Source organism: Agaribacter marinus, from assembly GCF_030160655.1.
Classification (GTDB): Bacteria; Pseudomonadota; Gammaproteobacteria; order Enterobacterales; family Alteromonadaceae; genus Glaciecola; species Glaciecola marina.
This window is the reverse complement of record NZ_BSOT01000006.1, coordinates 732,573-756,896: the sequence shown is the minus strand read 5'-3', so window position 1 is coordinate 756,896 and position 24,324 is coordinate 732,573. Positions and strand designations below refer to the sequence as shown.

The window sequence follows — 24,324 nt, the reverse complement described above, 5'->3', positions numbered from 1 at the left end:
GTAAATATTACTTCTTAAGACGTCTAGAGAAACCTAGGCTGAATAGGCCTAAACCTAATAGAGCAGCTGCAGAAGGTTCTGGAACAAAGATGATGTCAGCTTGTGCTGTAAACTCTTGGATAGACGTAGTAACCATTCCGAAATCAACTTCAGTGAATAAGTCACTGATGTTACCGTCAGAGAACAACATGTTGTAGAACGGACGAGGAGCAACAAATACGTCTTCACCAGCAGGTGTTAATGCTAAAGTATCACTGAACAAAGCAAAAGAAGATGAAACACCAACGTTTGTTCCACCAGCAAGGTCTGTAGTAGTCGCTAGAAGCACGTCAGCAGTACCTTGGTCAATGATAGACTCGACGTTACCAGCTACGTCGAAACCAAATGTAACACCAGCTGGGTTAAATGGACCAACAGCATCTAAGTTAGAGTCATTATCCCAATCTGCATAAACACTGATGTCGCCTGTAAAGTCAGCAAGTTCGAAAAGACCGCCAGCTGGCGTGATAGAGCCTACAACGTCGATGACAGCGTACATATCATAGTCGATGTTTAAACCAGATATGAAATCTGGAATCCCACTGAAACCAGTGAAATCTAAAACGATAGATGCGCTGAACTCTGTTGCAGATTTAACATTGATACCTTCAACATAAGTACCGTTGATTTCATCAGCAATAAAAGTAGAAAGTGCACCAGAAACACCAGGAGATGTATCAGTCGTTGTATCTACAGTAAATGGAAGTCCACCTGCATTTGCGCTAACTGCAAACGCAGAAATCATTGCACCTGCTGCTACTTGTTTAAGTAATTTATTCATAATCAATCCTTATTTATCGATTCAATTTAGCATTCAGGCTTCAGTTAGCAAGCACGATGCCACAATTTCAAACCATTGATTTGTAAAGGATATATTATTTTCTTCTTTTATTAAAATGATTAACTGTAAAAAAATTAGACACTAAATTATTGCTCAATTACAACACTTTTGCTTTAGCAATGTTGAATTTCAATCTTTGAATTGGGCCACGGGTACCAAAAGGACACCAAGAAATGACATATTTGTTTCTGTAAGCATCGAATTGCTGAACTCTAGGGGCAGCAATGACCTCACCTCGGCCCAATACTAACTTAAGTACATTGGTAACCAGCATACCCGAACATAATTTTATCGCCATTGGGGTTGAAGGCCCCTTCTTAGCTTTAAAGTCAGCTGTCGATTCGTCAACGAGGTAGGGTCGCTGCAATAGTGCAGGACCTAAACCGATGAGTAGTTTAATAAATTTTTCTTCATCATTCTTACCGTCGTTGAAACGATAGTATTCTTCATAACCCATGCTATTAGGTGTGAATATCATTAGTGCAGCGCCCATTCCGAAAGGCGCCGCTAATAAATTGGGGATTTTTTTATCTTGCGCGGCTTGATATACAGTTAAGCGTGCCTCAAGGGCAAAAAAGTCGATGCCATCGACATAAATATCAATACCATCAAAAAACTCGTCAACATTCTCTTTATTAATACCTGTGGGAAATTCTTTAACAGACGCATTCGGATTAATCTTTTTAACCATTTCTGCCATTACAGTACATTTAGGCCGACCGGCCGTATCTATATAGGCACCTGCCTGACGATTAAAATTATGTACTTCAAATTCATCGAAATCCGAAAAATGGAAATGTTGAAAGCCCATTCTAGCAAGAGTAATGGCATGTTCCCCACCGGCACCACCTAATCCTGCAATAGCAATTTTTGTATTTTTAATGATTTCTTTTTCTTTTTCGGTTATCCAACCTACATTACGAGAAAAAGCATTATCATAGTCGAACATAATTAATCCTAAGCAATAGCTTTACTTACTTTAGGTTAACGTAGATAAAACTGAAGCCTTTAGACCATTAGCCCATTTTTTTCAAAAATTGATCCATCATATATTTGAACGATGGCGACAAGTCTCTGCAGAATAGCTCATAATTTACGTAATATGGAGCACGCCGCCCTACATAGTTAAATTCTCCACCAATCTTTATTAACTTGATACCAATGTAGCGCATGCTTTTTGCTAATCGAGGTTCAACCATGAAATAGGCATGCTTTTTACCTTGCTTAACTGCTAGCGCTGCCGCAGAAATATAAAGTCCTACAGCGATTAATGGGAAACAACGTAGCTCTTCTTCAGAATAGGTATCAGTATTGATAGCCGCCTGGGCTGCCCCCTTAAATTGGTCAGCGCGACGCCGACGAAACTCTTTAGGTATAGCAATACGAGATATTTCACAGACTTCATGCCTATCAAAGTTGGAAGGTAAATACTCAGTTTTAGTAATGTATTCACTCGCGACTTTTTCTATTGGGAGAATATCATCGTCGTTCCTCGGATTGATAATACGAACACTGCCGCCAAATGTGCCTGTGCGCGTATGCTTAATTAAGCATTGGCTAGAATATGCATCAAAAAAGTCTACCTCTACATTATCCCCAGTGGCTTCAAATAACTTTAATTCTTGGCAAAAGACATCATGTCGGATTTTTTGAACGCCACTTAACTCTTCCTGAGTTGACGCAACTACAGGTTCAAAAAAGTTAGAAAAGTGCTGGCTGATTCTATTCGCTTCTTGTAACTTTTTGTAAGCGCCATAAGCCTTTTTAACGCCATCGATAGCGTTAGACATCTTTCGCAAAACCATAATATTTTTGAATACATTAAGTCTCGGTGGTGCTAATGATATCATTTCTGCTCTCCTTCTTTCACAATTTATTTACGAGTGAAATCGCATCAAGTCGTGAAACTCAACATGGTTAGGTATTAATTTGGACACAGAACGGAATTTGGGCTTGGATTTGTTATCTTTTTGCGACGCTGTCGCTTTTTTGCAACATTTATAAATCCCATGTCCAACCTATACTAATGTGACCATTAGATATGTAAAGTGAATTTTTTAGTTTTATTGCGCCCGTATCGATTTTTTTTACATTAAATCAATTTAACTTATGTCTGATACCTGTAAGCAAAAGCGTACAAGCAGAAGTGAATTATCGCCTCTCTTTTGAAGATTTAAGCGACTTTAGACAAACAAATAGGTATTTTTTACAATACCATTATTGATTTCTTTGCTTTGGCGTAACAATAAAAGAGGGAAGAGGCAATTGGTATATTAAAACTATTAGGGCTTGTTGAGAATAAATTGCAGCATCTCGTCACTTGCACGAAAGTACTATCATGGCATATTCATTCTAATATTTGTTTAAGAGGCGAATCGGTTGCAAATGTCGTGTGTGTCGGCTAAATAAAAAAACACGCCGCGAATGCACCTTATCAGAAGAAGGGTAACAGCACCTGTGTGACTGCTATGTAGTGGAATGTCTTTCTTTAGCACTCACTAATCGTCTAGATTCATGACTATTAGAGAAATATACCACGAGCAAACTTACACTTTGTTAATATTTATTCTAGTCCAATAAAGCCGCCTGTTTGATGTGCCCAAAGCTTCGCATAAATCCCATCTTTTGCGAGTAATTCGTTATGACTGCCTGATTCGACAATACGGCCATGCTCTAACACCAGCAATCTATCCATCTGTGCAATAGTAGAAAGCCTATGAGCAATAGCTAAGACAGTTTTATTTCGCATGACGTTCGTGAGGCCTTCTTGAATAGCGGCCTCAACTTCAGAGTCTAAAGCAGACGTCGCCTCGTCAAGTAGCAAAATAGGTGCATCTTTAAGCATCACACGAGCAATGGCAATACGCTGTCTTTGCCCTCCGGACAATTTAACACCTCGTTCTCCAACATGCGCGTCATAACCTGTTCTACCGTGTGCATCAGAAAGCGTTTGTATAAATTCATGTGCTTCGGCACTTTTAGCCGCCGCGATCATCTCTTCGTCTGATGCATCCGCTCTTCCATAAATTATGTTGTCCCTCACAGAGCGGTGCATTAACGATGTATCTTGAGTCACCATGCTAATATTACCACGCAGACTTTCTTGTTTAACATCAGTGATTATTTGTTTGTCGATAGTAATGGCACCGCTGTCTACATCGTAAAATCGTAAGAGTAAATTTACTAAGGTGGACTTTCCTGCACCGGAACGACCAACTAATCCAACTTTTTCTCCCGCCTTAATACTTAGCGTTAAATCAGAAAATACAGGTATTGCACTGTTCGGCTGAGTTTTATAAGCAAAATTCACGTTATCAAAAACGAGTTCTCCGCCCTTTATTTTCAGTACTTTTGCTGACGGTTTATCTTGAATGGCAGTAGGAATTGCTAATGTATCAATACCATCTTGCACAGTACCTATATTCTCGAATAAAGACGATACTTCCCACATTATCCATTGAGACATTCCGTTCAAACGCAAACTCAAGCTTACAGCGATAGCAATATCGCCAGGAGACACTGTTCCGTTGATCCACAGATAAATTGCTAGTGCGGATATACTAAACACAAGCAAGGAATTGCTAAACCAGACACACCCTTGCAATACCGTGACTAAACGCATTTGAGGATACACCGATTGAAGAAATTGATTCATGCCGTCTTTCGCATACTCTTCTTCACGTTTGTGATGTGAAAACAATTTCACCGTCATAATATTCGTATAGCTGTCGACAATCCTACCCGTCATAACGGAACGAGCGTCTGCTTGCTTTTGAGAGACATTCTTTAGTTTAGGTAACATCACTTTTAAAATAATGACGTAAATCACCAACCATATGACCAACGGTATCGCTAAACGCCAATCAGTTGAAAACACTAACGCAACGACAGATACAAAATAGACAATAACGTATACCGCAAGATTTAGAATCTTTGTTACTGTTTCACGCACAGATAACGCAGTCTGCATAACCTTTGTCGCCACTCTACCCGCAAACTCATCCTGATAAAAAGATAAACTCTGGCCTAACAAATAGCGATGCGCTAGCCACCGAATTCGCATTGGAAAATTGCCCATTATAGACTGATGAGTAATAAGCGATTCGAGTATTACCATACCGGGCAAAATCAATAGCACCAATAGCCCCATGCCTATTAGCGCCGACTTTTCTTCTTCTATAAAAGTACTGGGATCTCGCTCAGCAAACCAGTCAACCATTTGCCCCATGAATCCAAACAACGATACTTCTAGCACTGCAACCAGCGCACTCAGCAATGAGACCGAAATAAGAACAGGTAACATGCCTTTTGAAAAATACACTAAAAATGCAAATAATGATTTTGGTGGCTGTTCAGGCGCTTCAGAAGGAAAGGGTTTTGTAAGTCGTTCAAAAAAAGAAAACATTTATACACTCAAAATAATCGGTTAAAACAAGCCAATAGCCTACTGAGATTCCGTTAATATTTGTTAAACGAACTTCTGAATGATACGAACCAGCCAAAAGCAACAAATTGCTAGCTGAATCATAAAGAAAATAAAACGTAATGTTATCGCTCGATTGTCTACCGAACTAATATGAATACAACTTTGTATTATGCGCGCGGCAAGAAGCACAAATGCAAGACTGTTAGTGATAACCGTGGAATCTGTCGCAATCGCTAACAATAATACGCCACCAATGAAAGGAAATGATTCAACGGTATTCATGTGTGCACGGGTTATTCGTTGACCCAAACCAGCTAAATCTGCGCCATTAGGATCGAACTTCAGAGATTTATCTGTTCTCTTATTGCTAAATGCAGTACGAACTGTTGCCAAAATTACAAGCAGTAGCATTATCCAGAGAATGTAGCCGGCTAGCACCAATATTGTTGCATTCATTTTATGTCCTTCCGAGTTTAATTCGACTTAAGAGGAGGTCATACACAGAGACTAGAGCTTATCGCTCTCGTTGAGTATGACCGCCATTTTATAGCTAAGGCAATTAAAAACCTCAATGGCACGCCAGCATCGGCATTACAAAAAAGCTTAAATCGATACGATATCAAGAGAGTAGTTGTCGAATTCTACAACTCGCTTATAGCCTTTTGTTTCATAAAGTGAGCGCGCGACTTTATTATCGATAGCTGTTGACAATACAAGTCGGCATGCACCGGTCTGTTCGGCATAAAGTTTCGCAGCCTCTAAAAGCGCAGAGCCAACACCCGATTTTCGCGCATGCTTGGAGACATATAAATCGTTTAAGATCCATATCCGCTGCATAGCAACGGACGAAAATGATGGATACAACTGCGTAAATCCAAGTGCATCATTGTCATCATCTACAGCAAGGATTATCATGGAGTCACCTGTAGATAAACGTTCTGCTATAAAGACCTTCGTGGCTTCTATGTTACTACTTTGACCATAGAATTGCCTATAAGCATCGAACAATCCCGCAGTTACATCCAAATCATCGATAGTTGCTTGAACTAATTCCATAAATATCCTTTGTATTCAACATATGTTGACCGCGGTAGTTTCAATTTAATTAGTAAGTTTATACCTATCTAAAAGTCACTTGGCTCGTCGCGGTCACATTTTTTACAAAAAAGCTTAAATCCTAGTTTCTCTTGACGCCCAATTTCTGTGGTTACCCATAAACGAGTAGACCAAGGCGGATCGTGCCGAACATGCTGGTTGTGCCTGCACTTGAGCTCGGCTACCCAATGATTTTGGTCATCGAGATGATACCCTACAATTGCCTGCTTCATTCTTATTTAAATAGTAAATTGTCGGTACCAAATAAGCTTTTATACAAGTCGAAATCCGCTTTAAATGTAGCCCTCACTGACTTTATCAACTCAGGTGAATACAAGGATCTCGCGGATGGGTAGTTCCCTTCAGCTTTCATTTTCAAGAATTCAATCGGCTTTGCGTTTGAAAAATCTTCGCCATCAATTAATTCAAGTCCATCAACACCATGATTTGTTAATTTTCGTGCATCAATCACATCTAAATCAATTTTTTCTTTAAGCGTTTTAACTACGTATGAAAAATTTTCCATTGCAAAATAATCGTCATATTCTTTGTATACCAAAAAATCGACTTGCGGCCGCCAATGTGGATTACCATTTTTAACTCTAGGCACGGTCATACTTTTGACAAATGACGCAAAAGAAACATCTTCTAATTCAACTTTTCGTTCACGTAACTCGTAATAACCCCAAGCCACACTGTCACGATTTACAATCTTATCCAAGTAAGCACTAGCCAACCTTGAAAAAGGACAACGAAGAATCGTAAACGTGTATTTCGCTTTTAACAGTTGTGATATGCCCGCAGAAAAAGTGAAGTTATTCTTATGTATCCAGTTAAACTCTTTAGGATCTTGTATACACCCATTGGCAAGCGCCAGACTTGTTCTCATGGTGCTACATGCATTTTTTGGGATGAACGAATATATTGCATCAGCCAAATAAATATTCAGTGCGTGATTATTAGCTAGTTTATGCCTTGGGTTGCTTGCCAATGGGTTATTGTTAGCACTGCTATATCGAAAATATCTAATCATTAAAATTGCCTAAAAAAAATTTTATTAAATGGTTTGCACTTTTCTTGCTTTTACTCGCTTGCCTTTTACTTTTTGTTCTCTGAATAAGTTAAGAGCGCGTTTTACACTGCGAGATTTTATTGCAATAAATGAGCGCTGCGCGGCCACTTGAATTTTCCCAATATCGTCGCCGTCAATGTCTGCTTGTTTTGTCAACGCACCAAGGATATCGCCTTTGTTTATTTTAGCCTTCTTACCGGCATTAATTTCAATACCGTTAAATTTTGCCTCAACAATCCTGTTTGCATGAAACCGCAACGCTTGCATTTGCTTAACGGGTATTTTTTGTTCGAGAAAAGCACCAATTTTTTCTAAATGCGGGATTTGATGCGCTTCAATCAGCGTAAGGGCTAGACCACTAGCACCTGCCCGGCCAGTTCGACCAATACGGTGTATGTGCGTATCAACATCAGGGCTAACGTCGGCATTAATGACCAAGTCGACAGAAGGAATGTCTAATCCCCTTGCAGCTACATCACTCGCAATAAGTACATTTGCGCAATCACTAGAAAACATTCGAATTGCATTGTTTCGGCTCTCTTGTTCGAGATCTCCATGCAACTCAACAACATCAAAACTCATTTCACGCAAACTATCAGCAAGTTGCTTTACGTCAACCTTTGTATTACAAAATACCATCGCGGATTTGGGCTGATGTTCAGTTAACAGCGCTGCTACCGCATAATCTTTTTTGTCAGGCAATAGCTGCCATGCCTGCTGTTCAATTTTACTTGGTGTTTTAGCTTCTTCAATTTTGATGACACTAGCATTGTGCTGAAACTGCTTTGAAAGGGTTTGAATCTTTCCACCAAACGTTGCAGAAAATAAAAGCGTCTGTGGTTTGTTGCTGTTTTGGCTAATTTGCCTCAATAGCCAATCCATCTGTTCGGCAAACCCCATATCGAGCATGCGATCAGCCTCATCCAACACCAAGGTATTCACTCCCGCCAATGAAAGTGCCTTTTTTCCCATAATGTCGATAATGCGCCCGGGCGTACCTACGACCAAATCAGGCGCATGCTTTAAAGACGCAAGCTGCGGACCCATCGCAACACCACCAAAAAGTGTAAGCACTTTATAATTGGGGATTTGCTTTGCAAGTAGCCGTATCTGCTCTGCCACTTGCTCTGCTAGCTCTCTTGTGGGGCAAAGTACAAGCGCACTTGGATTAGCATCTACAGGCTGTGTAATCCGCTTTTGCAATATTCCTAAGGCAAATGCCAAGGTTTTACCGCTACCTGTCTTGGCCTCTACGGCGACGTCTTTTCCACTTAAAACATCAGGTAAGGCTAAGGCTTGAGTCTTTGTTGTTTCTTCGAAACCTAAGGTAGAAATGGCTTGAAGAATTTCATTTGCAACGGGAAGTTGAGTAAATTGCATATTATGAAGTGTACTTCCAAGTAAGGGTTTCGCCCGCGAAAAACGGGACTATTTCATCACCATTTGCCAATGTTACTAAAGACGGTACTTTCCAGGCGTCTTTACACAATGTAATTGTACCCTTATTACGGGGGAGGCCATAAAAGTCAGGACCATAGTGACTCGCAAAACCTTCTAGCTTGTCCAACGCGCCTAAATCATCAAACACTTTCGCATACAATTCTATCGCGCTCCAAGCGCTATAACATCCTGCGCAACCACACGCTGATTCTTTGTTATGTTTTTCATGAGGCGCACTGTCAGTGCCTAAAAAAAACTTTTTAGCGCCAGAAGCCACCGCATCTCTCAAGGCTTTTTGATGAATATTGCGTTTTAACACAGGTAAACAATAGTTGTGCGGCTTAACACCTCCCACCAACAAATCATTTCGATTCAATAACAAATGCTGAGGTGTAATAGTTGCCGCTACGTTATCACTGGCGGCATTCACAAAGTCGACAGCATCTTTTGTTGTAATATGCTCGAATACCACTTTAAGTGCGGGAAAGTCAGCAACAATGTCTTTTAAATATGCATCAATGAATGCTTTTTCGCGGTCAAAAATATCAATATCAGCGTCTGTTACTTCACCGTGAATTAGCAGCAACATACCGACGTCTTGCATTTTTTCGAATACTGGATAGAGCGACTTAATCCCCTTTACTGCTGCGTCAGAGTTTGTTGTCGCACCAGCTGGGTACAACTTGCTGGCAACAATACCAGCAGACTTCGCCTTAACAATTTCTTCCGGAGTTGTGGCATTGGTTAAATATAGGGTCATCAGCGGTTCAAAGTGACTATTTTCAGGAATAGCCGCCTCAATGCGTGACTTATAAGCAAGCGCTAACGCTGTTGTCGTAACAGGCGGCACTAAGTTAGGCATGACAATTGCGCGCTTAAAACACCTAGCAGTTGCCGGCACAGTTTCTTTTAGTAAGTCACCGTCGCGAAAGTGCAAATGCCAATCATCGGGCATTTGAATCGTTAGTTGATCAGTCATATGTAAATTCTGAGGTACTTGGAATAGCGTTATTATGCCTTATCAGTAAAAAGATCTCATTAAAACAGCTTGATTTATTTGGATATTGCTTAAAAATAGAGATACTGCGCAAATTTTTAAGGTAAGCATGTCAGAATCACATAACCCCATCCCTTCCAAAAATATGAATCGCCAAAAAACATGGCTCACTGTCTTTGGAATTTTTTGTTTGGTATTCGGCATTAGTCTTTATTTTCAATGGCCCTTGGGTCAAAAGAATGAACCTGTAATTAAGACCGCGTCAGAACCATGGGATGCGCGGCTATTGGCATGTAACGAGATAACAACAGCCGAAGAAACAGAAGCATTCTCTACCTGTTTAGCGGCTGCGGAAGACGGTTGGCCGCGAGCACAAATGAAAATAGCGTGGACTTATACGCGGCAAGGGGATTTTCAAAATTGGAATGAAGCGTATAAGTGGGTATCGATAATCGGTAAATCGGATAGGCGTGCCGAACTGCTCCGCTACATAATGTTGCTCTCTTTAGGCGAATCTAAAAAAGACAAAACCTTTGGCGAAAAAGGAATCAAGCGGCTGGCGAATGTAAATTATGGGCCTGCATCCGCGTACTTAGGAGCGTTATATAAACTTGAACAAAATACCCTAGCAAAAACATCCCGCGCTATTTGGTTGTTTCAACGCGCATACGAACAAGCACCCGATCTATTTAGTGCTTTCGATTTAGCGGCAATATATAGTAATGGATTTGGTGTCGAACAAGATTATAAAAAGGCGACATCTGTATTACTTAAGCACGCCGACTTACGCTTTCCCGTAACAACAAATAATGTCGCATGGTATCTTGCCACGCTAGACCAAAACCCCTTACTGATGCCAGAAAAAGCGGTCGAGTTAGCTGAAAAAGTTACCCAAAATAAAAAGTATTCCAACAACCACATATACATCGATACATTGGCAGCAGCGTATGCAGCAAACGGTGAATACAATGAGGCTATTACGACGCAGGAAAATGCACTTGCCTTATTATTAAAGATTGTAGAAGCACCTGAAAACAGTGCATTAGTCGCTGAGTACAAAGAGCGCTTAAGTGCCTATAAAAACGAGGAACGGACAGTTACGGAATCACTAGTCAAAGAGTACGATGCATTCTTTAAGAAAATTAAGTTATCGATTGAAAGTGCGTTACTAAGAACACTCAACCGACGTATTGAGGCGCCTGAACTCGTAGACACAGAGCTGACAAACAATAGCAACGACTGAGTGCAATGAGATACTTTTGTTATAAAATTTTTAGTACAGGTTTAAGATCTAATCTAGTCGTCATGTATAGTCGTCGTATGAAAAATACATTGATACCTGCAAAGGTTTCGTATATCTGAAACGCGTTTAAGCGAAGGAAAGAAGTTAAATCCATGCACCAACAAATAAGTATTTTAAACCTTGTCGAGCGCCCTTCTGCACTTACCAAATTTGGCGTATGGTTGATGGATAAGGTCATGGGCGTAGCTAAAATGAATTCGCTCTATCACCAACATAAAATGTGTGGCTTAAGCAAAGAGGCCTTTTCAGACAAATTGTTTGAATTATTGGCGCTTGAACTTGAAGGTATCGCCGAGCTGCAAAATAGAATACCTAAAGATGGCCCTGTGGTAATCGCCAGTAATCATCCGTTTGGCGGTATTGAAGGCGTTGTTTTAGCTAGGGCAATCGGTGAAGTGCGCCCCGATATAAAAGTGCTTGCTAACAAGGGCTTGGGTATCTTTTCAGAGCTAACTGACTTCTTCATTTTCACAAATCCACTGTCCGCCAATGACCCGAAAAATGCGCCGTCATTACGTCAATGTATTGCACATGTCAAGAATGGAAATAGTTTACTGATTTTCCCTGCTGGCAGAGTGTCTCATTTTGATCATGAGGACGGCCGTTTAGTCGAACACGATTGGAACAAAATTGTCGGAAAACTTGCAGGTATTGCAGACAGTGCGTATTTGCCAGTATTTGTGAGTGGTAAAAACTCTGATTGGTTTTACCGTATCGAGAAAGTGTATTTCAAATTACGTATGTTTTTATTGGGCCGTGAACTACTAAACAAACAAGGCAATAAAATACAAATTGCTGCAGGACTGCCTGTGCCGCAAAAATTGCTAAAAACAGGCAACAATGACGCAAAGGCTGATTTATGCAGAGCCTTGAGTTACGCTCAAGATGCTAGCTGGCACTACGAATGGCCAGAAGATGCTATTGTCGAAAACAAGCCTTTGGCTGACCCCATCAATCGGCAAACTATTCAAGATGAAATCGACGCACTTCCAAATGAACAACATTTGGTCAGTTTTAAGTCTTATGATGTTTATTATGGGTATCAGTCTCAAATACCCATGATAGTGACAGAAATAGCCCGCCTACGAGAGTTGGTCTTTCGAGAACACAATGAAGGCAGCGGCGAACCTATAGATACAGACAACTTTGACGCTACCTATACACATTTGTTCATTGTCAATCGAAATGATGGACAAATTATTGGTGCTTATCGAATGGGGCAAACCGATATACTTCAAGAAAAATATGGGCGTGAAGGTCTTTACTTAAACAAGATGTTCAACTTTAAAGACAACTTTATTAATCAACGTGGGCCTTGTGTCGAATTAGGTCGTTCATTTCTAGTGCCTGAATACCAAGGTTCATTTCATGGCCTGTTTTTATTGTGGCGTGGTTTAAGCACCTTTGTATGCAAATATCCACGGTACCGTACGTTTTATGGCACAGTGTCTATCAGTAAACTTTATGACCCAAGAAGTGTCAGCTTAATTGAAGAAGTCCTTATTGATAAAAACGCTGACATCGATGTTGTACCGCATAACAAGTTTGAATTTGACTTACACCCCGAATTAAAAAAGTATTGTCGGCAAGAAGACAGGACCCAGCAACTTTCTGCATTTTTGAAAAGCATTGAAACTGATGGCAAAGACATTCCAGTCTTAGCAAAACAATATCAAAAAATGGGCGCTCGTTTTCATGCTTTAGGTATAGATAAGAGTTTCAATCACACGCCAGGCCTAATGCTGAGTGTCGATTTCCCAAACGCACCAGACAAACTGTTAAAGCTTTATGCTGGTGAGGGGTGGAGAGAATATAAAGCTTACAAAGCAGAGTAATACGCTGTCCATTGGTGGATTGAAACTCATGTAAAAGTAGCAAAAAGCCGCGATTATTCGCGGCTTTTTGTATTGCTCAGTACATATGTTTATTTAAGCAGTTTTAGTCAAATGAGTAATCGTTGCTGGCGCATACCCAAAAAATTCTGGAATGGTTTTGTTCTGCATACCACACATGATACGAATCAGGGCATAGTGGTGTATTGCGTGACTTGTTACAAACACTAGCTCACGTTCAATGGTAGAGTGACATGTTGCTGACTTAGTATCGTTCACATCGATTTCGCTGGTAACGCTAATTGTCTTTTCTCTATCGCTGTCATCTAAACCAGATAACCAATCAATAATAGATTCCAAAATTTCAGTCGCGGCCTGAGGGAATTGTTCAATCTGATTGTGACGATGACGCTTATTGTAATCTACATGCCCTTCAGTTGATCCACTCATCAATGCTAAAAAGTGATCAATTACGTGACGCAAATGCGCACCAATACTGCTAGGGAAATGAGGTTGAATAGCACTTTGATATTCTTTTAGCGATAAGCCATCCAGTAAATCAATTGCTTGTTCTACGATTTGTATATAGCTATTTGACATTAATGTCCCTTTTTCCGGTGCTTTAGAGCAACTTCTTATTTGTTTCTCTAGTGTAACATTACAACAATTATACGGTAATGCTAGACCTAAACTGTTGTGATTTTCTTTCAAATTTATGTTTTTTTTATCAATGCGTGACAAAAATCAACTCTTCCACTGGAAACCCAAGGCCATCAACGACATTAATGAGTTTATTCAGCTCAGATTGCCCTAGTATAGGGCTACGCGCAAAAATCCACAAATAATCTCTATTTTGTCCTGTTATATAGACACATATTACATCCGTTACATCGCATGAAGTTAGCTGTGTTCATCTGCCTTAATTTTATAGAACCACCTTACGCATACGTATTCAAAGCTACAAAACTGCTGTATTTTGTTAGCCTAATGTTAATTACTGGTTTATGTCGCGCCGTAAACTAGTTTGAAAAGGAAATATGTAATGACAGCAAATAACGGCAAGCTCCCGATACATCAGCACATATCACATGCCTCTAGGCTAATTTATGGTGGTATGCACTTAGGTGGAGGTTGGAACAAGAACCCAATATCCAAAGATGATGAATCAAATACTCAAGCATTGCTTGAAGCTTGTATTGAACATGGAATTAATACGCTTGATTTAGCAGATATATATACTTTTGGCAAAGCTGAAGAAGTCGTTGGTCGCGTACTCAAAAAAGTGCCTGCACTAGTCGACAATCTTATAATTCAGAGCAAACTCGGTATAAAGTTGACTCACGACGCAAAAGTAAAGCAATACGACCTATCTGCTTCTTGGGCGGAGAAAGGTCTAGACGCCATCCTTAAACGTTTGGGTATCGAGAAACTCGATATTCTATTCTTGCATCGTCCAGATCCATTGATGGAAATTGAAAGCCTGAGCAACACCCTCAACCGCAATTATGAACAAGACAAATTTGACTACCTAGCTGTCTCCAACATGCACGCGGGACAAATGGCTTATATTCAAAGCAACGTGGGTATGCCAATGGTTGCCAACCAACTAGAAATGAGTTTACTTGCTTCAGACTTTGTAGAAGATGCAATTACGGTAAACATGAGTATCAACAGTGACATAGGTTTTCCTAGAGGAACACTCGAATATTGTCAGCCTCAAGGCATTCAGTTGCAAGCTTGGGCGTCAATGGCTCAAGGTTTATTTGACCCACAAAATATAAACGACGACGTCCCTGCGAATGTCATCGCAACAAGACAACTCGTCGGTGAATTAGCCGAAAGTTATAACACTTGCGCCAGCGCTATCGTTTTGGCTTGGCTAATGAGACATCCCGCAATGATACAACCCGTTATTGGTACAACTAAACCTGAGCGCATAGCGGAAGCTGCGCAAGCGAGCAAAATATTGTTGTCTCGCGATGATTGGTATCACCTCCTCGAAGCACGCAGAGGGCAAGAGGTACCGTAAACCATATGAATTTTTTACATAGGATGATTGAATGTTAAAAGCGACTACATTGCATTTACTTGGCATGACCTTAATAACAAGCTCACTGTTAAATGGTTGTAGCAAAGAGGACCATCAAAAAAGCGCATCAACCCCAAATGTTCCGGCGGAGATAAGTAAAAGCGAAGCGTTGGTAGTCCCCGTTAGCGAGACACTACCTCATTATCTGGCGCGTGACATTCAAGACGATATATTCTATTTCGTTATGCCTGATAGGTTTCACAATGCTAACCCTGCAAACGATATGGGTGACCCTAATCGCCCAATCTCTTATGGTGGCTTAGATAAAACGTCGAAATGGGCATTTCATGGCGGTGACATTCCAGGCGTAACAGCGAAACTTGATTACATTCAAAATCTAGGCATTAGTGCAATTTGGATGACACCTATCTTGCGAAACAAAGCGGTGCAAAAGGATGGTTTTGGCCACCATGGGTATTGGGTCGTAGATTTTACAGAAATCGACCCTCACTTTGGCAGTAATGACGACCTTAAAATACTCATTGATGAAGCACATGCACGTAACATTAAGGTCTTTTTTGACATTATCACTAACCATACTGCAGACGTTATTAAATTTAAAGAATGCCATGATACAGCCGGCAAATTTTTAGCAGCAGCGCAAAAAGGCTGTCCCTTTAAAACTGATGAACAGCTTGCAAATGGTGATACATACACCCCGTTTGTGCCCGAAAAAGAAGTGAATGTAAAAGTGCCTGCTTGGTTAAATGATCCTGCGATTTATAACAACCAAGGAGACTCCATTTGGCAAGGCGAAAGTGTAATTACCGGCGACTTTGCAGGCCTCGATGATATCAATACGAGCTTGCCTACCGTCCAAGAAAATATGATAAATGTGTTTAATGATCTAATCACCGAATTTAAACCAGATGGCTTTCGCATAGACACAGTAAAACATGTAGATATTGAGTTTTGGCAAGCTTTTGCGCCTGCCATAGTTAAACATGCACAATCGATTGGCATCCCGAAGTTTCATATTTTTGGTGAAGTCTATGATGGAAACCCAGCTGTACTATCAGACTTTACTACAACAGGTAAACTTCCCTCGGTACTCGACTTTGGCTTTCATTTTAATGTGAAAGATGTACTTTACTCTGGGATGGACGTTAATCGTCTAAGTACGCTGTTTAGTAGCGATGACTTTTACCGTGACCACGACTCAACTCCGCTAGATCTTATGAACTTTTTGGGCAATCATGATGCCGGGCGTGTTGGTTACTTTATCGAACAAGGGTTTCCAAACATCACTGACGCGGAAAAACTTCAACGCAGTAAACTTAGCCATACATTTATGTACCTCTCTCGTGGGGTGCCTGTCGTATACTATGGTGACGAACAAGGATTTACCGGCGATGGCGGCGATGTAGATGCGCGTGAGAACATGGACCCCTCCCAAGTCAACGTTTATAACGACAATACACTTATTGGCACGTCAGCGACTACCGCCGATAGCAACTTCGATCCAAATCATCCTATCTATAAAACGCTGGTTAACCTTGCCAAATTAAGAAGTGCTCATCCGGCATTATCCCGAGGTGAACATCATAATCGGCATGTCGATGCAGATAAACACCTCTATGCATTTTCTCGGATTGCCGCAGACGAACAAAAAGAATACATTGCAGTATTCAATATGAGTAATACACGTCAATCACTAACCTTAGACGTTGATTCTAGCAACTATGAACAGTTAAGTGGCGAAATCGCGACTGTATCAAATAACAAGGCTATGTTTGACTTACCTCCTCTCTCATACAGTTTAGTCCGCGCAACTGAGAAGGCGCCATTATCAATTGCTAAACGTATAGAAATCAGCAATAGCTACATTGACAATGGCAAGTTAGTAATACCCTTCGAAATTGAGTTTGAAAATACCCTAGCCTTACACAATATTAACTTGTCGATATTTTCAATCGACGAAACTGGCAGTAGAACATTTTTGGCTAAAGATACAACCTATCCTTATCGCTTAATTTTGCCGACAGAACACGGTAGTAAACTAAATAAAATTGAGGTTGTTACGAGTAATTTTGATGATATCAAAATCCAAAAAATAATATCTTTAACGCCGTAAGTGTCGGAAGGATATAATTTACAGTACTGAAAAATAACAATGTCGGTGACGTGTTTTGCATTTTCGCCTTAAAAAAGCTTATTTCGCTCCTCACGCCGCCGCGCAACTGAGCGCAGAATTTCTATCTTTTCTGCGTCTGACGCGTTTGACCATTGCGTGATATCTTGCAAGGAACGAAAGCACCCTATGCAGATATTCTCGTCATTAAGGCAGCAATTTCTGATGCAAGGAGAGTTTATACTGTCACTAACGTTCATTCGCGATATTTATCCCTAGAAACACATAACCAATTGAAGAGCGACAACGCTAAACACCAAAAAAACTGCGCTTCATATCTCTATCTGTTTTAAATACGCCTCCCAGCGATGACGTTTTGGTGTAAGAATTTGTATCACGTATGCCTCGTGCCTTAACACAATAGTGCGTGGCATTAATACTAACGGCAACGTCTTGGCTGCCAGTTAATGCTTGTAACGCTACCATTACTTGCTGAGTCAAGCGCTCTTGCACTTGCGGGCGCTGAGCAAAAAATGCCACCAAGCGGTTAATTTTACTCAAACCAATCACGGTATCTTTTGGGATATATGCAACACTAGCAGTACCATCGATTGTCACGAAATGATGCTCACATGTAGATGTTAAACTGATATCAGTGACATGCACAGGCTCTTCAATCGACATTTTATTTTCGATTTGCGTTATTTTTGGAAAATTACGATAGTCCAATCCACTGAAAATTTCATCCACGTACATTTTCGCGATGCGTCTAGGCGTATCTTGCAAACTATCATCGGCTAAATCTAAGCCAAGTGCTTCCATCACATCATTCATCGCGCATTGGATTTTTTGGCGTTTTTCCGCATCAGACAAGCCATTGTTAACCATAGGCGTTTCTAGCCCAGCCTTAGCAAGCGCCGCTTGAACAATCCGTGCTTGCGGAGATATACCGCACTCGGTTGCATCATGTACCGATGCGTCTAGTACTCTCATGGTTTCTTTTGTTAGGGCCGTTTTTGCTAACATCCTACATCCAGTTTATTGTCTTATTAGTGTCATATACGCGTTATTCAGCAAATTTGGATTAATTTGAAAAAATTTACATTCGCCATCTGCGCGCACTCTGCTATTCTCTGACACGTTTTCCGCGTTGCGCGCTCTTTAAAATAAAGTTAAGTAACTTTATATTGAGATAGTTATCATTGGGTTTTATCTATATAGACCCACCGAATGAATACGATCCAACAATACGACGCTCGCGTAAAACGCAACATCAATAAAAAGAAAAATACGTCAAGCACAAGGAACTCGGCCTTTACATGACAGCACCAATTCTTATTACTGGCGGCGCTCAACGCCTTGGTTTAGCGATTGCTGAAAACTTTATATCTAAAAATCAGCCCGTGATTATAACATATCGGAGCAAAAAACCATCACTAGATGCCCTTAAGGAAAAAGGCGCTCAGCTTATTCACGCTGATTTTGCGACAAATGCTGGTATTGACGCATTTATAGCAAGGCTAAAAAGTACAACAACCACGCTGAGAGGTATTGTCCACAACGCATCTGATTGGGACAAAGAGTCTCCAGAATCAGACAATGCGACCTTATTCAGTCGCATGATGAATGTACACGCAAATGCCCCTTACCAAATAAACTTAGCATGCCAAGCAATGCTTGAGAACGACAATAATTTTGCCGACATAATTCATATGACCGACTTTGTGCAAGAAAAAGGCAGTAAAAAACATATTGCATATGCGGCGAGTAAGGCCGCATTACACAATTTAACACTGTCTTTTAGTCACTTGTTAGCACCAAAAGTGAAGGTAAATAGCATCGCGCCTGCGCTCATTATGTTCAACGAATGGGATGACGATGAATACCGCAAACGGGCGGTTAAAAAATCTTTACTAGAAACGTGCCCTGGTGCGCAAGAAGCCGTCAAAGCAGTCAATTATTTATTCGACAGTGACTATGTCACAGGTCAAGTATTACACCTAAATGGTGGGAGACACCTAAAGTAATGAAATTTACACCAATCGTTTTATCCATTTTAAGTGCAAGTCTGTTTATTTCGAAATTTACATTGGCTGATGATGAAATCACCAAAAGCACTGACGGCACAAACATTGAAAACGACATCGAAGTCGTCAGTGTTACTGCAACTAGAAGACCAATTGAGTTAAGCGAAGTAAATGCGAGTATTACGCAAATTTCTTCAGACTATCTTCAAAGCATTAATGCACAGCACGTTCAACAAGTACTCACAAACTCTCCAAGCACATGGATAAGTCGAGGCAATGGGCAGGAACATTTAACCGCGATTCGTTCGCCAGTGCTAACTGGCGCAGGCAGTTGTGGTGCATTTTTAATGGCGCTAGACGGTATAAGCCTCCGCGCACCAGGTTTTTGTAATACCAATCAACTATTTGATGCCAATACAGAACAAGCAGGTAGCATTGAGGTGCTAAAAGGCCCCGCGAGTACGTTATACGGCACCAACGCGTTGCATGGCATGGTGAATGTTCTTACGCCAAGCGCAGCGGCCAGCGAAAATACGATTGAAGGCACCCTCGGTGCCAACGATTTCATTCGTATTGAAACAGACAATGCATGGCAAATAGGCCGAAGCAAAGACAATGAAAAAAATAACTTAAGGCTGCTATTTAATGCGACCGATGATGACGGCTATCAAGCAGAAAGTGGTTATGACCAACAAAAACTCACATTAATAAGCGAAACCAGTTTTACTGAATGGGAAAACAAAACCGTACTGGATGCGAGCCACCTTAACCAAGAGACCGCAGGGTTTGTGCAGGGCTTTGAAGTATTCAAAGACAAAGATGCCCGGCGCGAAAACCCAAACCCAGAAGCATTTAGAGACGCGAGTTCTCTGCGCGCCTACAGTAAGTTCAGTCAAAATGGCTTAAGTATTACGCCCTATTTACGTTGGAATAAAATGCAGTTTTTACAACACTTTTTGCCATGGAAAGGGCTAGAGGAAAATCAACATCATAGCGTAGGACTGCAAATTCAATACGCCTTCAATGCCTTAGATGCGGATTGGCTTAGTGGCGTGGACTCAGACTTTACCCGAGCTAAGTTAAGAGAAACACAAGCTGCAGCGTTTTCACCGAACATACCTCAAGGCGAGCACTATGATTATCGCGTAAATGCGAGCCGAAATGGCGCTTATTTGCAAGGTACGTGGCGTTGGGCACAATGGCAATTTACGCTAGGTGGTCGACTTGAGAACATAAGGTACAACTACGACAATCGCTTAAGCGATGGCAACGCCTGTGCGCCTGACGTTGCAGTTTGTCGTTTTACTCGACCAGCAGATCAAAAGATATCATTCACATCGTTTTCTCCATCTGCGTCATTGTCTTATCAAATATCATCTGAGCAACGGCTTTACGCTAAGTACTCTCAAGGTTTTAGAGCGCCAGAAGCTACAGAGTTGTTTCGCCTACAAAACAATCAAACCGTGACGGACTTTGATGAAGTTAAATTAGATGCCATAGAACTAGGTTGGCGCTATGCCGGTGAGATACACGATGTGCAAATATCTGCCTTTGACATGCAAAAGAGTGATGTCATTATTTTAAGCACCGATCGTCAAAGCATTGCTGGTGGTGACACTAGCCACCAAGGGCTAGAAGTAAGTTGGACGTGGCGTGTGTCAGACTCACTGAGGTTAACGAGCGCTTATACTCGCCAAAACCATGAATATGACAATGATATTCAGATTGCCCGCACTTCTATCGATGGGAATAAAATAGATACGGCGCCTGATACGCTATTTAATAGTAGCTTGCGATGGGATATTAATGATAAAACCTCGTCATCATTAAGTGTAAATGTGCTCGACGACTATTACCTAACCCCAGAGAATACAGCAGAATATCGAGGTCACGAATTAGTTGATTTACGCGTATCACACCAAATAAATAGCGCATTAAGTCTTCAAGCGAATGTATTTAATTTGTTAGACAAAGACTACGCCGAACGAGCTGATTTTGGTTTTGGGAATTATCGTTATTTTGTCGGACAACCACGTAGAGTGTTTATTTCCGTGCGATATACGTACTAAAAAAAGCAAAACTAGAGAATATACAGTATGTTTGAAGTAAGTAAAAACTCACTCACTTTACTGCCTGAATGGGCAGATATTGAGGCAGTTGTGCTAGCATGGCCTCATGCGAATAGTGACTGGGCGCCTTGGTTAGATGACGCTCGACGCACATATTTGCATTTAATCGATGCGATTCTTAACACCGGTTCGAGCATTGTATTACTTTGTCAAGAAGACGAAATAGGGCTAATAAAAGCAATGGTGCCTATGCGGTCGAGAGTGCTGCTTGTTGTCGTACCTTACAATGATACATGGACAAGGGACTACGTATTCTTAACGTGCGAAAGTGAGCATGGCAACGTCCCTGTAGAGTTTACATTCAATGGTTGGGGACAAAAATTTGATGCGTCGCTAGACAATCAAGTAAACCAAGCGTTGTCTGCACTGTGCCAACGCCCCATGATTTCCTGTGACGCAGTACTTGAAGGCGGCGCAATCGAAATAGACCAAAACCAAATGCTACTAAGTACCGCGTCTTGTTTATATAACCCTCGACGCAACGGGTCGCTGCCAGATAGCGCTTATCAGGAAATGTTTCAGTGTCTTTTAGGGGCAAAAGAACTTTGTATATTTGAACATGGACATTTAGAAGGCGACGACACTGATGGCCATATAGATACCTTAGTGCGTTTTACCCCCCTTAGAGGCTTAGTCATGCAAAGCGCCTATAACCGCACTGATGATTCGCATTTCGAAGCCCTTTTCAAATTAAAACTGGAGATTCAAAAGAAGTTTACAGGCTACCTACTATACGAACTACCTTTACCCCGAATACATAATGCTAATGGAGAGCGTTTACCTGCTTCATATGCCAATTTTTTAATTTGCAATCGCACCATATTGGCACCTATATATCAACAGGAAGAGGACAAGGAAGCACTTGAGGTATTGTCAGACGCCTACCCTAATTACAAAATATTCGCGATTGATTGCTCAACGCTAATTCAGCAATTTGGCAGCTTGCATTGCATTACCATGCAAATTCCCGAGAATACGCTTAGAGCGGAGATATTGGAATTAACAAAAAATGGCCTTACTCGCTACCTTGAAGGCAATAAGGGTTAAGCGATAGAATAAATAAAATGAAGAAACTCATGTATGTACGTTTATGAATAAGCACCACATAAAAATTGGATTGATTCAAGCAGCGGTAAAGTCTAATCAGAAGCTCGAAAATTGGCACCAGTCGGCGAACAAAATAAGAGAACTAGTAAAGCAAGGTGCAGAATGTATCCTGTTGCAAGAGCTTCATTCCACTCAGTATTTTTGCCAAGACGAAAATGTAGACACCTTTGACTTGGCTGAACCCATTCCTGGCCCGGCCACAGACTTTTTTGGTGACCTAGCAAAAGAATGCAATGTAGTACTTATAACATCGCTTTTCGAAAAACGAGCATCTGGTCTATATCATAATACAGCCGTTGTTTTCGATCGCTCTAATGAGATTGCGGGCAAATATCGAAAGATGCATATTCCTGACGATCCCGGCTTTTATGAAAAATTTTATTTTACACCTGGCGATCTCGGCTTTGAGCCAATTGACACCAGTATCGGAAAATTAGGCGTTTTAGTATGTTGGGATCAATGGTACCCGGAAGCAGCCCGCTTGATGGCTATGAATGGTGCGGATATCTTATTCTATCCGACGGCAATTGGCTGGGATAAACGAGATACATTAGATGAACAAAAGCGCCAACAAGGGGCTTGGGAAACTATTCAACGCGCCCACGCCGTGGCTAACTCAGTGCCGGTAGTTGTGGCCAATCGAGTGGGCTTTGAAGCATCGCCTATTAAGAATGATCCCGGCATACTGTTTTGGGGTCACAGCTTTGTTGCAGGCCCGCAAGGCGAAGTACTTGCGATGGCAGGCGATGACGAAGAAGAAACATTGATTGTTGATGTAGACATGACACGAACAGAAACCGTGAAGAGAGTTTGGCCTTACTTTAGAGATAGACGAATTGACGCGTACGAGCTGCTAACAAAAAGGTGGGGAAACTAGCGCAGATAGAGTGCAATATGCATATATCTGTTGAATTTAGCGCTCAATTAACTTCCGCTTGAATATTAAGCACAACATTTGTCCGCATAGCAGGCGGTGCCTGTAATGATTGCCCTAGGTTAGACGCCCCAGTTTTAAGTTCTCTGGCAATCACCTCATTCAACCGTTCAAAGTTATGCGCTAACTTTTTAGCGAGCCCTGCGTGCTTTTCATGCAGATAATGAAAAACCTTTTGACTAGTTAAACGAACTATTTGATATCGAGGGTTGTCGATATATTTTTGCGGTAAAAATATATCACCAACAACCATGCCTTCTACTCGTCTTCCATCAAAAAATCTAAATAACTTAGCATGATCAGCAAATTCTAAGGAACTCAAATCAGTCAATACGTCTTGCTTAAAGTGAGATTGAAAGTTATATCCACTCACACTTGCAATCGAAGAAATAGCCATAGACGAGCAATTAATGCATAGCTGTTTGTCAATCACAAGTACAATGTTGCTAACGTAAACCGGGTATTCTACCTTGACGAGGTTAGTGTAGTCCGCGGCATGCGATTCCAATCGCAAATCCAAACCATCAATCACACCATAGTTAGCGCTAACGGAACCTCTCGTATAGGGCAGGGTCGTAAATATAACCGGCACATTAAGCCTTTCATAGGACTTAATAAGTATTTCGTGGAGGTCTGCGTGTTGAGGATTAACGGGGGTAGTGTGAATTACAAGGTCGCTTGATGCGAGCGTAACTTGCGCCCATAGTACTAAAAATACTATTTTTACAACAAACCTCATTTTCATAACACCAAATTTTTTTATTTGTATGGCTATATATACTTAATATAGCCGATGGCACAAACAGACTACTTATCGAAGTAAGTTGCTATAATCTAAACTAAAACAGTAATTTATGTATGTCTACTATACTTTAGTGTATTTTTTTATACCATATAGATTTTTTTACTAAATGATAAGTAG

The 24,324-nt window shown here is 41.0% G+C and carries 23 protein-coding genes; 8 read left to right on the top strand and 15 right to left on the bottom strand.

Annotated elements, in window-relative coordinates; all coding sequences use genetic code 11:
- Nucleotides 1-7: 7 nt before the first annotated feature.
- From pepA to pyrC, 10 genes are all read right to left on the bottom strand, one after another.
- Nucleotides 8-820: a flocculation-associated PEP-CTERM protein PepA gene (gene pepA, locus QQK00_RS14045; protein WP_284218212.1), complete on the bottom strand. Its 813-nt coding sequence runs from the start codon at nt 818-820 to the stop codon at nt 8-10.
- A gap of 157 nt (nt 821-977) precedes the next feature.
- Complete coding sequence (locus QQK00_RS14040) at nt 978-1,829, bottom strand: ThiF family adenylyltransferase (RefSeq protein WP_284218211.1); 852 nt, start codon at nt 1,827-1,829, stop codon at nt 978-980.
- Nucleotides 1,830-1,896: 67 nt separating this feature from the next.
- On the bottom strand, nt 1,897-2,730 hold the full coding sequence (locus QQK00_RS14035) for a PEP-CTERM/exosortase system-associated acyltransferase (RefSeq protein ID WP_284218210.1): 834 nt from the start codon (nt 2,728-2,730) through the stop codon (nt 1,897-1,899).
- Between the two features lie 713 nt (nt 2,731-3,443).
- Nucleotides 3,444-5,285, bottom strand: coding sequence for an ABC transporter ATP-binding protein (locus QQK00_RS14030; protein ID WP_284218209.1), 1,842 nt, complete (start codon nt 5,283-5,285; stop codon nt 3,444-3,446).
- A gap of 63 nt (nt 5,286-5,348) precedes the next feature.
- Entirely contained in the window at nt 5,349-5,762 is a 414-nt protein-coding gene (locus tag QQK00_RS14025) for an MAPEG family protein (RefSeq protein WP_284218207.1), read from the bottom strand.
- Nucleotides 5,763-5,909: 147 nt separating this feature from the next.
- A complete protein-coding gene (locus tag QQK00_RS14020) occupies nt 5,910-6,362 on the bottom strand; it encodes a GNAT family N-acetyltransferase (RefSeq protein WP_284218206.1) in 453 nt (150 codons plus the stop codon).
- A gap of 68 nt (nt 6,363-6,430) precedes the next feature.
- Nucleotides 6,431-6,634: a DUF3565 domain-containing protein gene (locus tag QQK00_RS14015; protein ID WP_284218205.1), complete on the bottom strand. Its 204-nt coding sequence runs from the start codon at nt 6,632-6,634 to the stop codon at nt 6,431-6,433.
- Between the two features lie 2 nt (nt 6,635-6,636).
- The gene (locus tag QQK00_RS14010; protein WP_284218204.1) at nt 6,637-7,434 is read right to left on the bottom strand and encodes a sulfotransferase family 2 domain-containing protein; all 798 of its coding nucleotides are present in this window, start codon (nt 7,432-7,434) and stop codon (nt 6,637-6,639) included.
- 24 nt (nt 7,435-7,458) lie between these two features.
- A complete protein-coding gene (gene dbpA / locus QQK00_RS14005) occupies nt 7,459-8,853 on the bottom strand; it encodes an ATP-dependent RNA helicase DbpA (protein WP_284218203.1) in 1,395 nt (464 codons plus the stop codon).
- Nucleotide 8,854: 1 nt separating this feature from the next.
- On the bottom strand, nt 8,855-9,892 hold the full coding sequence (gene pyrC, locus QQK00_RS14000; RefSeq protein WP_284218202.1) for a dihydroorotase: 1,038 nt from the start codon (nt 9,890-9,892) through the stop codon (nt 8,855-8,857).
- Nucleotides 9,893-10,019: 127 nt separating this feature from the next.
- Here pyrC and QQK00_RS13995 point away from each other — a divergent pair, with 127 nt between their 5' ends.
- Entirely contained in the window at nt 10,020-11,153 is a 1,134-nt protein-coding gene (locus tag QQK00_RS13995) for an SEL1-like repeat protein (RefSeq protein WP_284218201.1), read from the top strand.
- 152 nt (nt 11,154-11,305) lie between these two features.
- Complete coding sequence (locus QQK00_RS13990) at nt 11,306-13,048, top strand: bifunctional lysophospholipid acyltransferase family protein/GNAT family N-acetyltransferase (protein WP_284218200.1); 1,743 nt, start codon at nt 11,306-11,308, stop codon at nt 13,046-13,048.
- Between the two features lie 93 nt (nt 13,049-13,141).
- Here the strand turns inward: QQK00_RS13990 and QQK00_RS13985 are convergent, their stop codons facing one another.
- Nucleotides 13,142-13,645, bottom strand: a complete 504-nt coding sequence (locus QQK00_RS13985) for a DinB family protein (RefSeq protein WP_284218199.1) — start codon at nt 13,643-13,645, stop codon at nt 13,142-13,144.
- A gap of 127 nt (nt 13,646-13,772) precedes the next feature.
- Nucleotides 13,773-13,910 carry a lipocalin family protein gene (locus QQK00_RS20525; RefSeq protein ID WP_431307744.1) on the bottom strand — a complete coding sequence of 46 codons (138 nt, stop codon included), beginning with the start codon at nt 13,908-13,910 and terminating at the stop codon, nt 13,773-13,775.
- A gap of 177 nt (nt 13,911-14,087) precedes the next feature.
- On the opposite strand from QQK00_RS20525, the gene QQK00_RS13980 reads away from it, so the two are divergent.
- Both QQK00_RS13980 and QQK00_RS13975 read left to right on the top strand, forming a co-directional pair.
- Nucleotides 14,088-15,074: an aldo/keto reductase gene (locus QQK00_RS13980; protein WP_284218198.1), complete on the top strand. Its 987-nt coding sequence runs from the start codon at nt 14,088-14,090 to the stop codon at nt 15,072-15,074.
- Between the two features lie 31 nt (nt 15,075-15,105).
- A complete protein-coding gene (locus QQK00_RS13975; protein WP_284218197.1) occupies nt 15,106-17,208 on the top strand; it encodes an alpha-amylase family glycosyl hydrolase in 2,103 nt (700 codons plus the stop codon).
- Between the two features lie 68 nt (nt 17,209-17,276).
- On the opposite strand, the gene QQK00_RS13970 is transcribed toward QQK00_RS13975, so the two are convergent.
- Nucleotides 17,277-17,465 (bottom strand): DUF1289 domain-containing protein, encoded by a 189-nt coding sequence (locus QQK00_RS13970; protein ID WP_284218196.1) that lies wholly within the window; start codon nt 17,463-17,465, stop codon nt 17,277-17,279.
- Between the two features lie 49 nt (nt 17,466-17,514).
- Entirely contained in the window at nt 17,515-18,231 is a 717-nt protein-coding gene (gene folE / locus QQK00_RS13965) for a GTP cyclohydrolase I FolE (protein WP_431307737.1), read from the bottom strand.
- Between the two features lie 293 nt (nt 18,232-18,524).
- Here folE and folM point away from each other — a divergent pair, with 293 nt between their 5' ends.
- From folM to QQK00_RS13945, 4 genes are read left to right on the top strand one after another with little or no spacing between them, the layout of a single operon-like run.
- Nucleotides 18,525-19,232, top strand: a complete 708-nt coding sequence (folM, locus tag QQK00_RS13960; RefSeq protein WP_284218195.1) for a dihydromonapterin reductase — start codon at nt 18,525-18,527, stop codon at nt 19,230-19,232.
- Entirely contained in the window at nt 19,232-21,301 is a 2,070-nt protein-coding gene (locus QQK00_RS13955) for a TonB-dependent receptor (protein WP_284218194.1), read from the top strand. The genes folM and QQK00_RS13955 overlap by 1 nt, the downstream gene beginning before the upstream one ends.
- A gap of 27 nt (nt 21,302-21,328) precedes the next feature.
- The gene (locus QQK00_RS13950; RefSeq protein ID WP_284218193.1) at nt 21,329-22,408 is read left to right on the top strand and encodes an agmatine deiminase family protein; all 1,080 of its coding nucleotides are present in this window, start codon (nt 21,329-21,331) and stop codon (nt 22,406-22,408) included.
- A gap of 43 nt (nt 22,409-22,451) precedes the next feature.
- Nucleotides 22,452-23,345 carry a carbon-nitrogen hydrolase gene (locus tag QQK00_RS13945; RefSeq protein WP_284218192.1) on the top strand — a complete coding sequence of 298 codons (894 nt, stop codon included), beginning with the start codon at nt 22,452-22,454 and terminating at the stop codon, nt 23,343-23,345.
- Nucleotides 23,346-23,388: 43 nt separating this feature from the next.
- On the opposite strand, the gene QQK00_RS13940 is transcribed toward QQK00_RS13945, so the two are convergent.
- Nucleotides 23,389-24,141 carry a hypothetical protein gene (locus tag QQK00_RS13940; protein WP_284218191.1) on the bottom strand — a complete coding sequence of 251 codons (753 nt, stop codon included), beginning with the start codon at nt 24,139-24,141 and terminating at the stop codon, nt 23,389-23,391.
- Nucleotides 24,142-24,324: the final 183 nt, after the last annotated feature.

Bases quoted from the DNA above. Each gene is read 5' to 3' on its own strand.
- pepA (WP_284218212.1), bottom strand. From the start codon at position 820: ATGAATAAATTACTTAAACAAGTAGCAGCAGGTGCAATGATTTCTGCG.
- QQK00_RS14040 (WP_284218211.1), bottom strand. From the start codon at position 1,829: ATGTTCGACTATGATAATGCTTTTTCTCGTAATGTAGGTTGGATAACC.
- QQK00_RS14035 (WP_284218210.1), bottom strand. From the start codon at position 2,730: ATGATATCATTAGCACCACCGAGACTTAATGTATTCAAAAATATTATG.
- QQK00_RS14030 (WP_284218209.1), bottom strand. From the start codon at position 5,285: ATGTTTTCTTTTTTTGAACGACTTACAAAACCCTTTCCTTCTGAAGCG.
- QQK00_RS14025 (WP_284218207.1), bottom strand. From the start codon at position 5,762: ATGAATGCAACAATATTGGTGCTAGCCGGCTACATTCTCTGGATAATG.
- QQK00_RS14020 (WP_284218206.1), bottom strand. From the start codon at position 6,362: ATGGAATTAGTTCAAGCAACTATCGATGATTTGGATGTAACTGCGGGA.
- QQK00_RS14015 (WP_284218205.1), bottom strand. From the start codon at position 6,634: ATGAAGCAGGCAATTGTAGGGTATCATCTCGATGACCAAAATCATTGG.
- QQK00_RS14010 (WP_284218204.1), bottom strand. From the start codon at position 7,434: ATGATTAGATATTTTCGATATAGCAGTGCTAACAATAACCCATTGGCA.
- dbpA (WP_284218203.1), bottom strand. From the start codon at position 8,853: ATGCAATTTACTCAACTTCCCGTTGCAAATGAAATTCTTCAAGCCATT.
- pyrC (WP_284218202.1), bottom strand. From the start codon at position 9,892: ATGACTGATCAACTAACGATTCAAATGCCCGATGATTGGCATTTGCAC.
- QQK00_RS13995 (WP_284218201.1), top strand. From the start codon at position 10,020: ATGTCAGAATCACATAACCCCATCCCTTCCAAAAATATGAATCGCCAA.
- QQK00_RS13990 (WP_284218200.1), top strand. From the start codon at position 11,306: ATGCACCAACAAATAAGTATTTTAAACCTTGTCGAGCGCCCTTCTGCA.
- QQK00_RS13985 (WP_284218199.1), bottom strand. From the start codon at position 13,645: ATGTCAAATAGCTATATACAAATCGTAGAACAAGCAATTGATTTACTG.
- QQK00_RS13980 (WP_284218198.1), top strand. From the start codon at position 14,088: ATGACAGCAAATAACGGCAAGCTCCCGATACATCAGCACATATCACAT.
- QQK00_RS13975 (WP_284218197.1), top strand. From the start codon at position 15,106: ATGTTAAAAGCGACTACATTGCATTTACTTGGCATGACCTTAATAACA.
- QQK00_RS13970 (WP_284218196.1), bottom strand. From the start codon at position 17,465: ATGAACGTTAGTGACAGTATAAACTCTCCTTGCATCAGAAATTGCTGC.
- folE (WP_431307737.1), bottom strand. From the start codon at position 18,231: ATGTTAGCAAAAACGGCCCTAACAAAAGAAACCATGAGAGTACTAGAC.
- folM (WP_284218195.1), top strand. From the start codon at position 18,525: ATGACAGCACCAATTCTTATTACTGGCGGCGCTCAACGCCTTGGTTTA.
- QQK00_RS13955 (WP_284218194.1), top strand. From the start codon at position 19,232: ATGAAATTTACACCAATCGTTTTATCCATTTTAAGTGCAAGTCTGTTT.
- QQK00_RS13950 (WP_284218193.1), top strand. From the start codon at position 21,329: ATGTTTGAAGTAAGTAAAAACTCACTCACTTTACTGCCTGAATGGGCA.
- QQK00_RS13945 (WP_284218192.1), top strand. From the start codon at position 22,452: ATGAATAAGCACCACATAAAAATTGGATTGATTCAAGCAGCGGTAAAG.
- QQK00_RS13940 (WP_284218191.1), bottom strand. From the start codon at position 24,141: ATGAGGTTTGTTGTAAAAATAGTATTTTTAGTACTATGGGCGCAAGTT.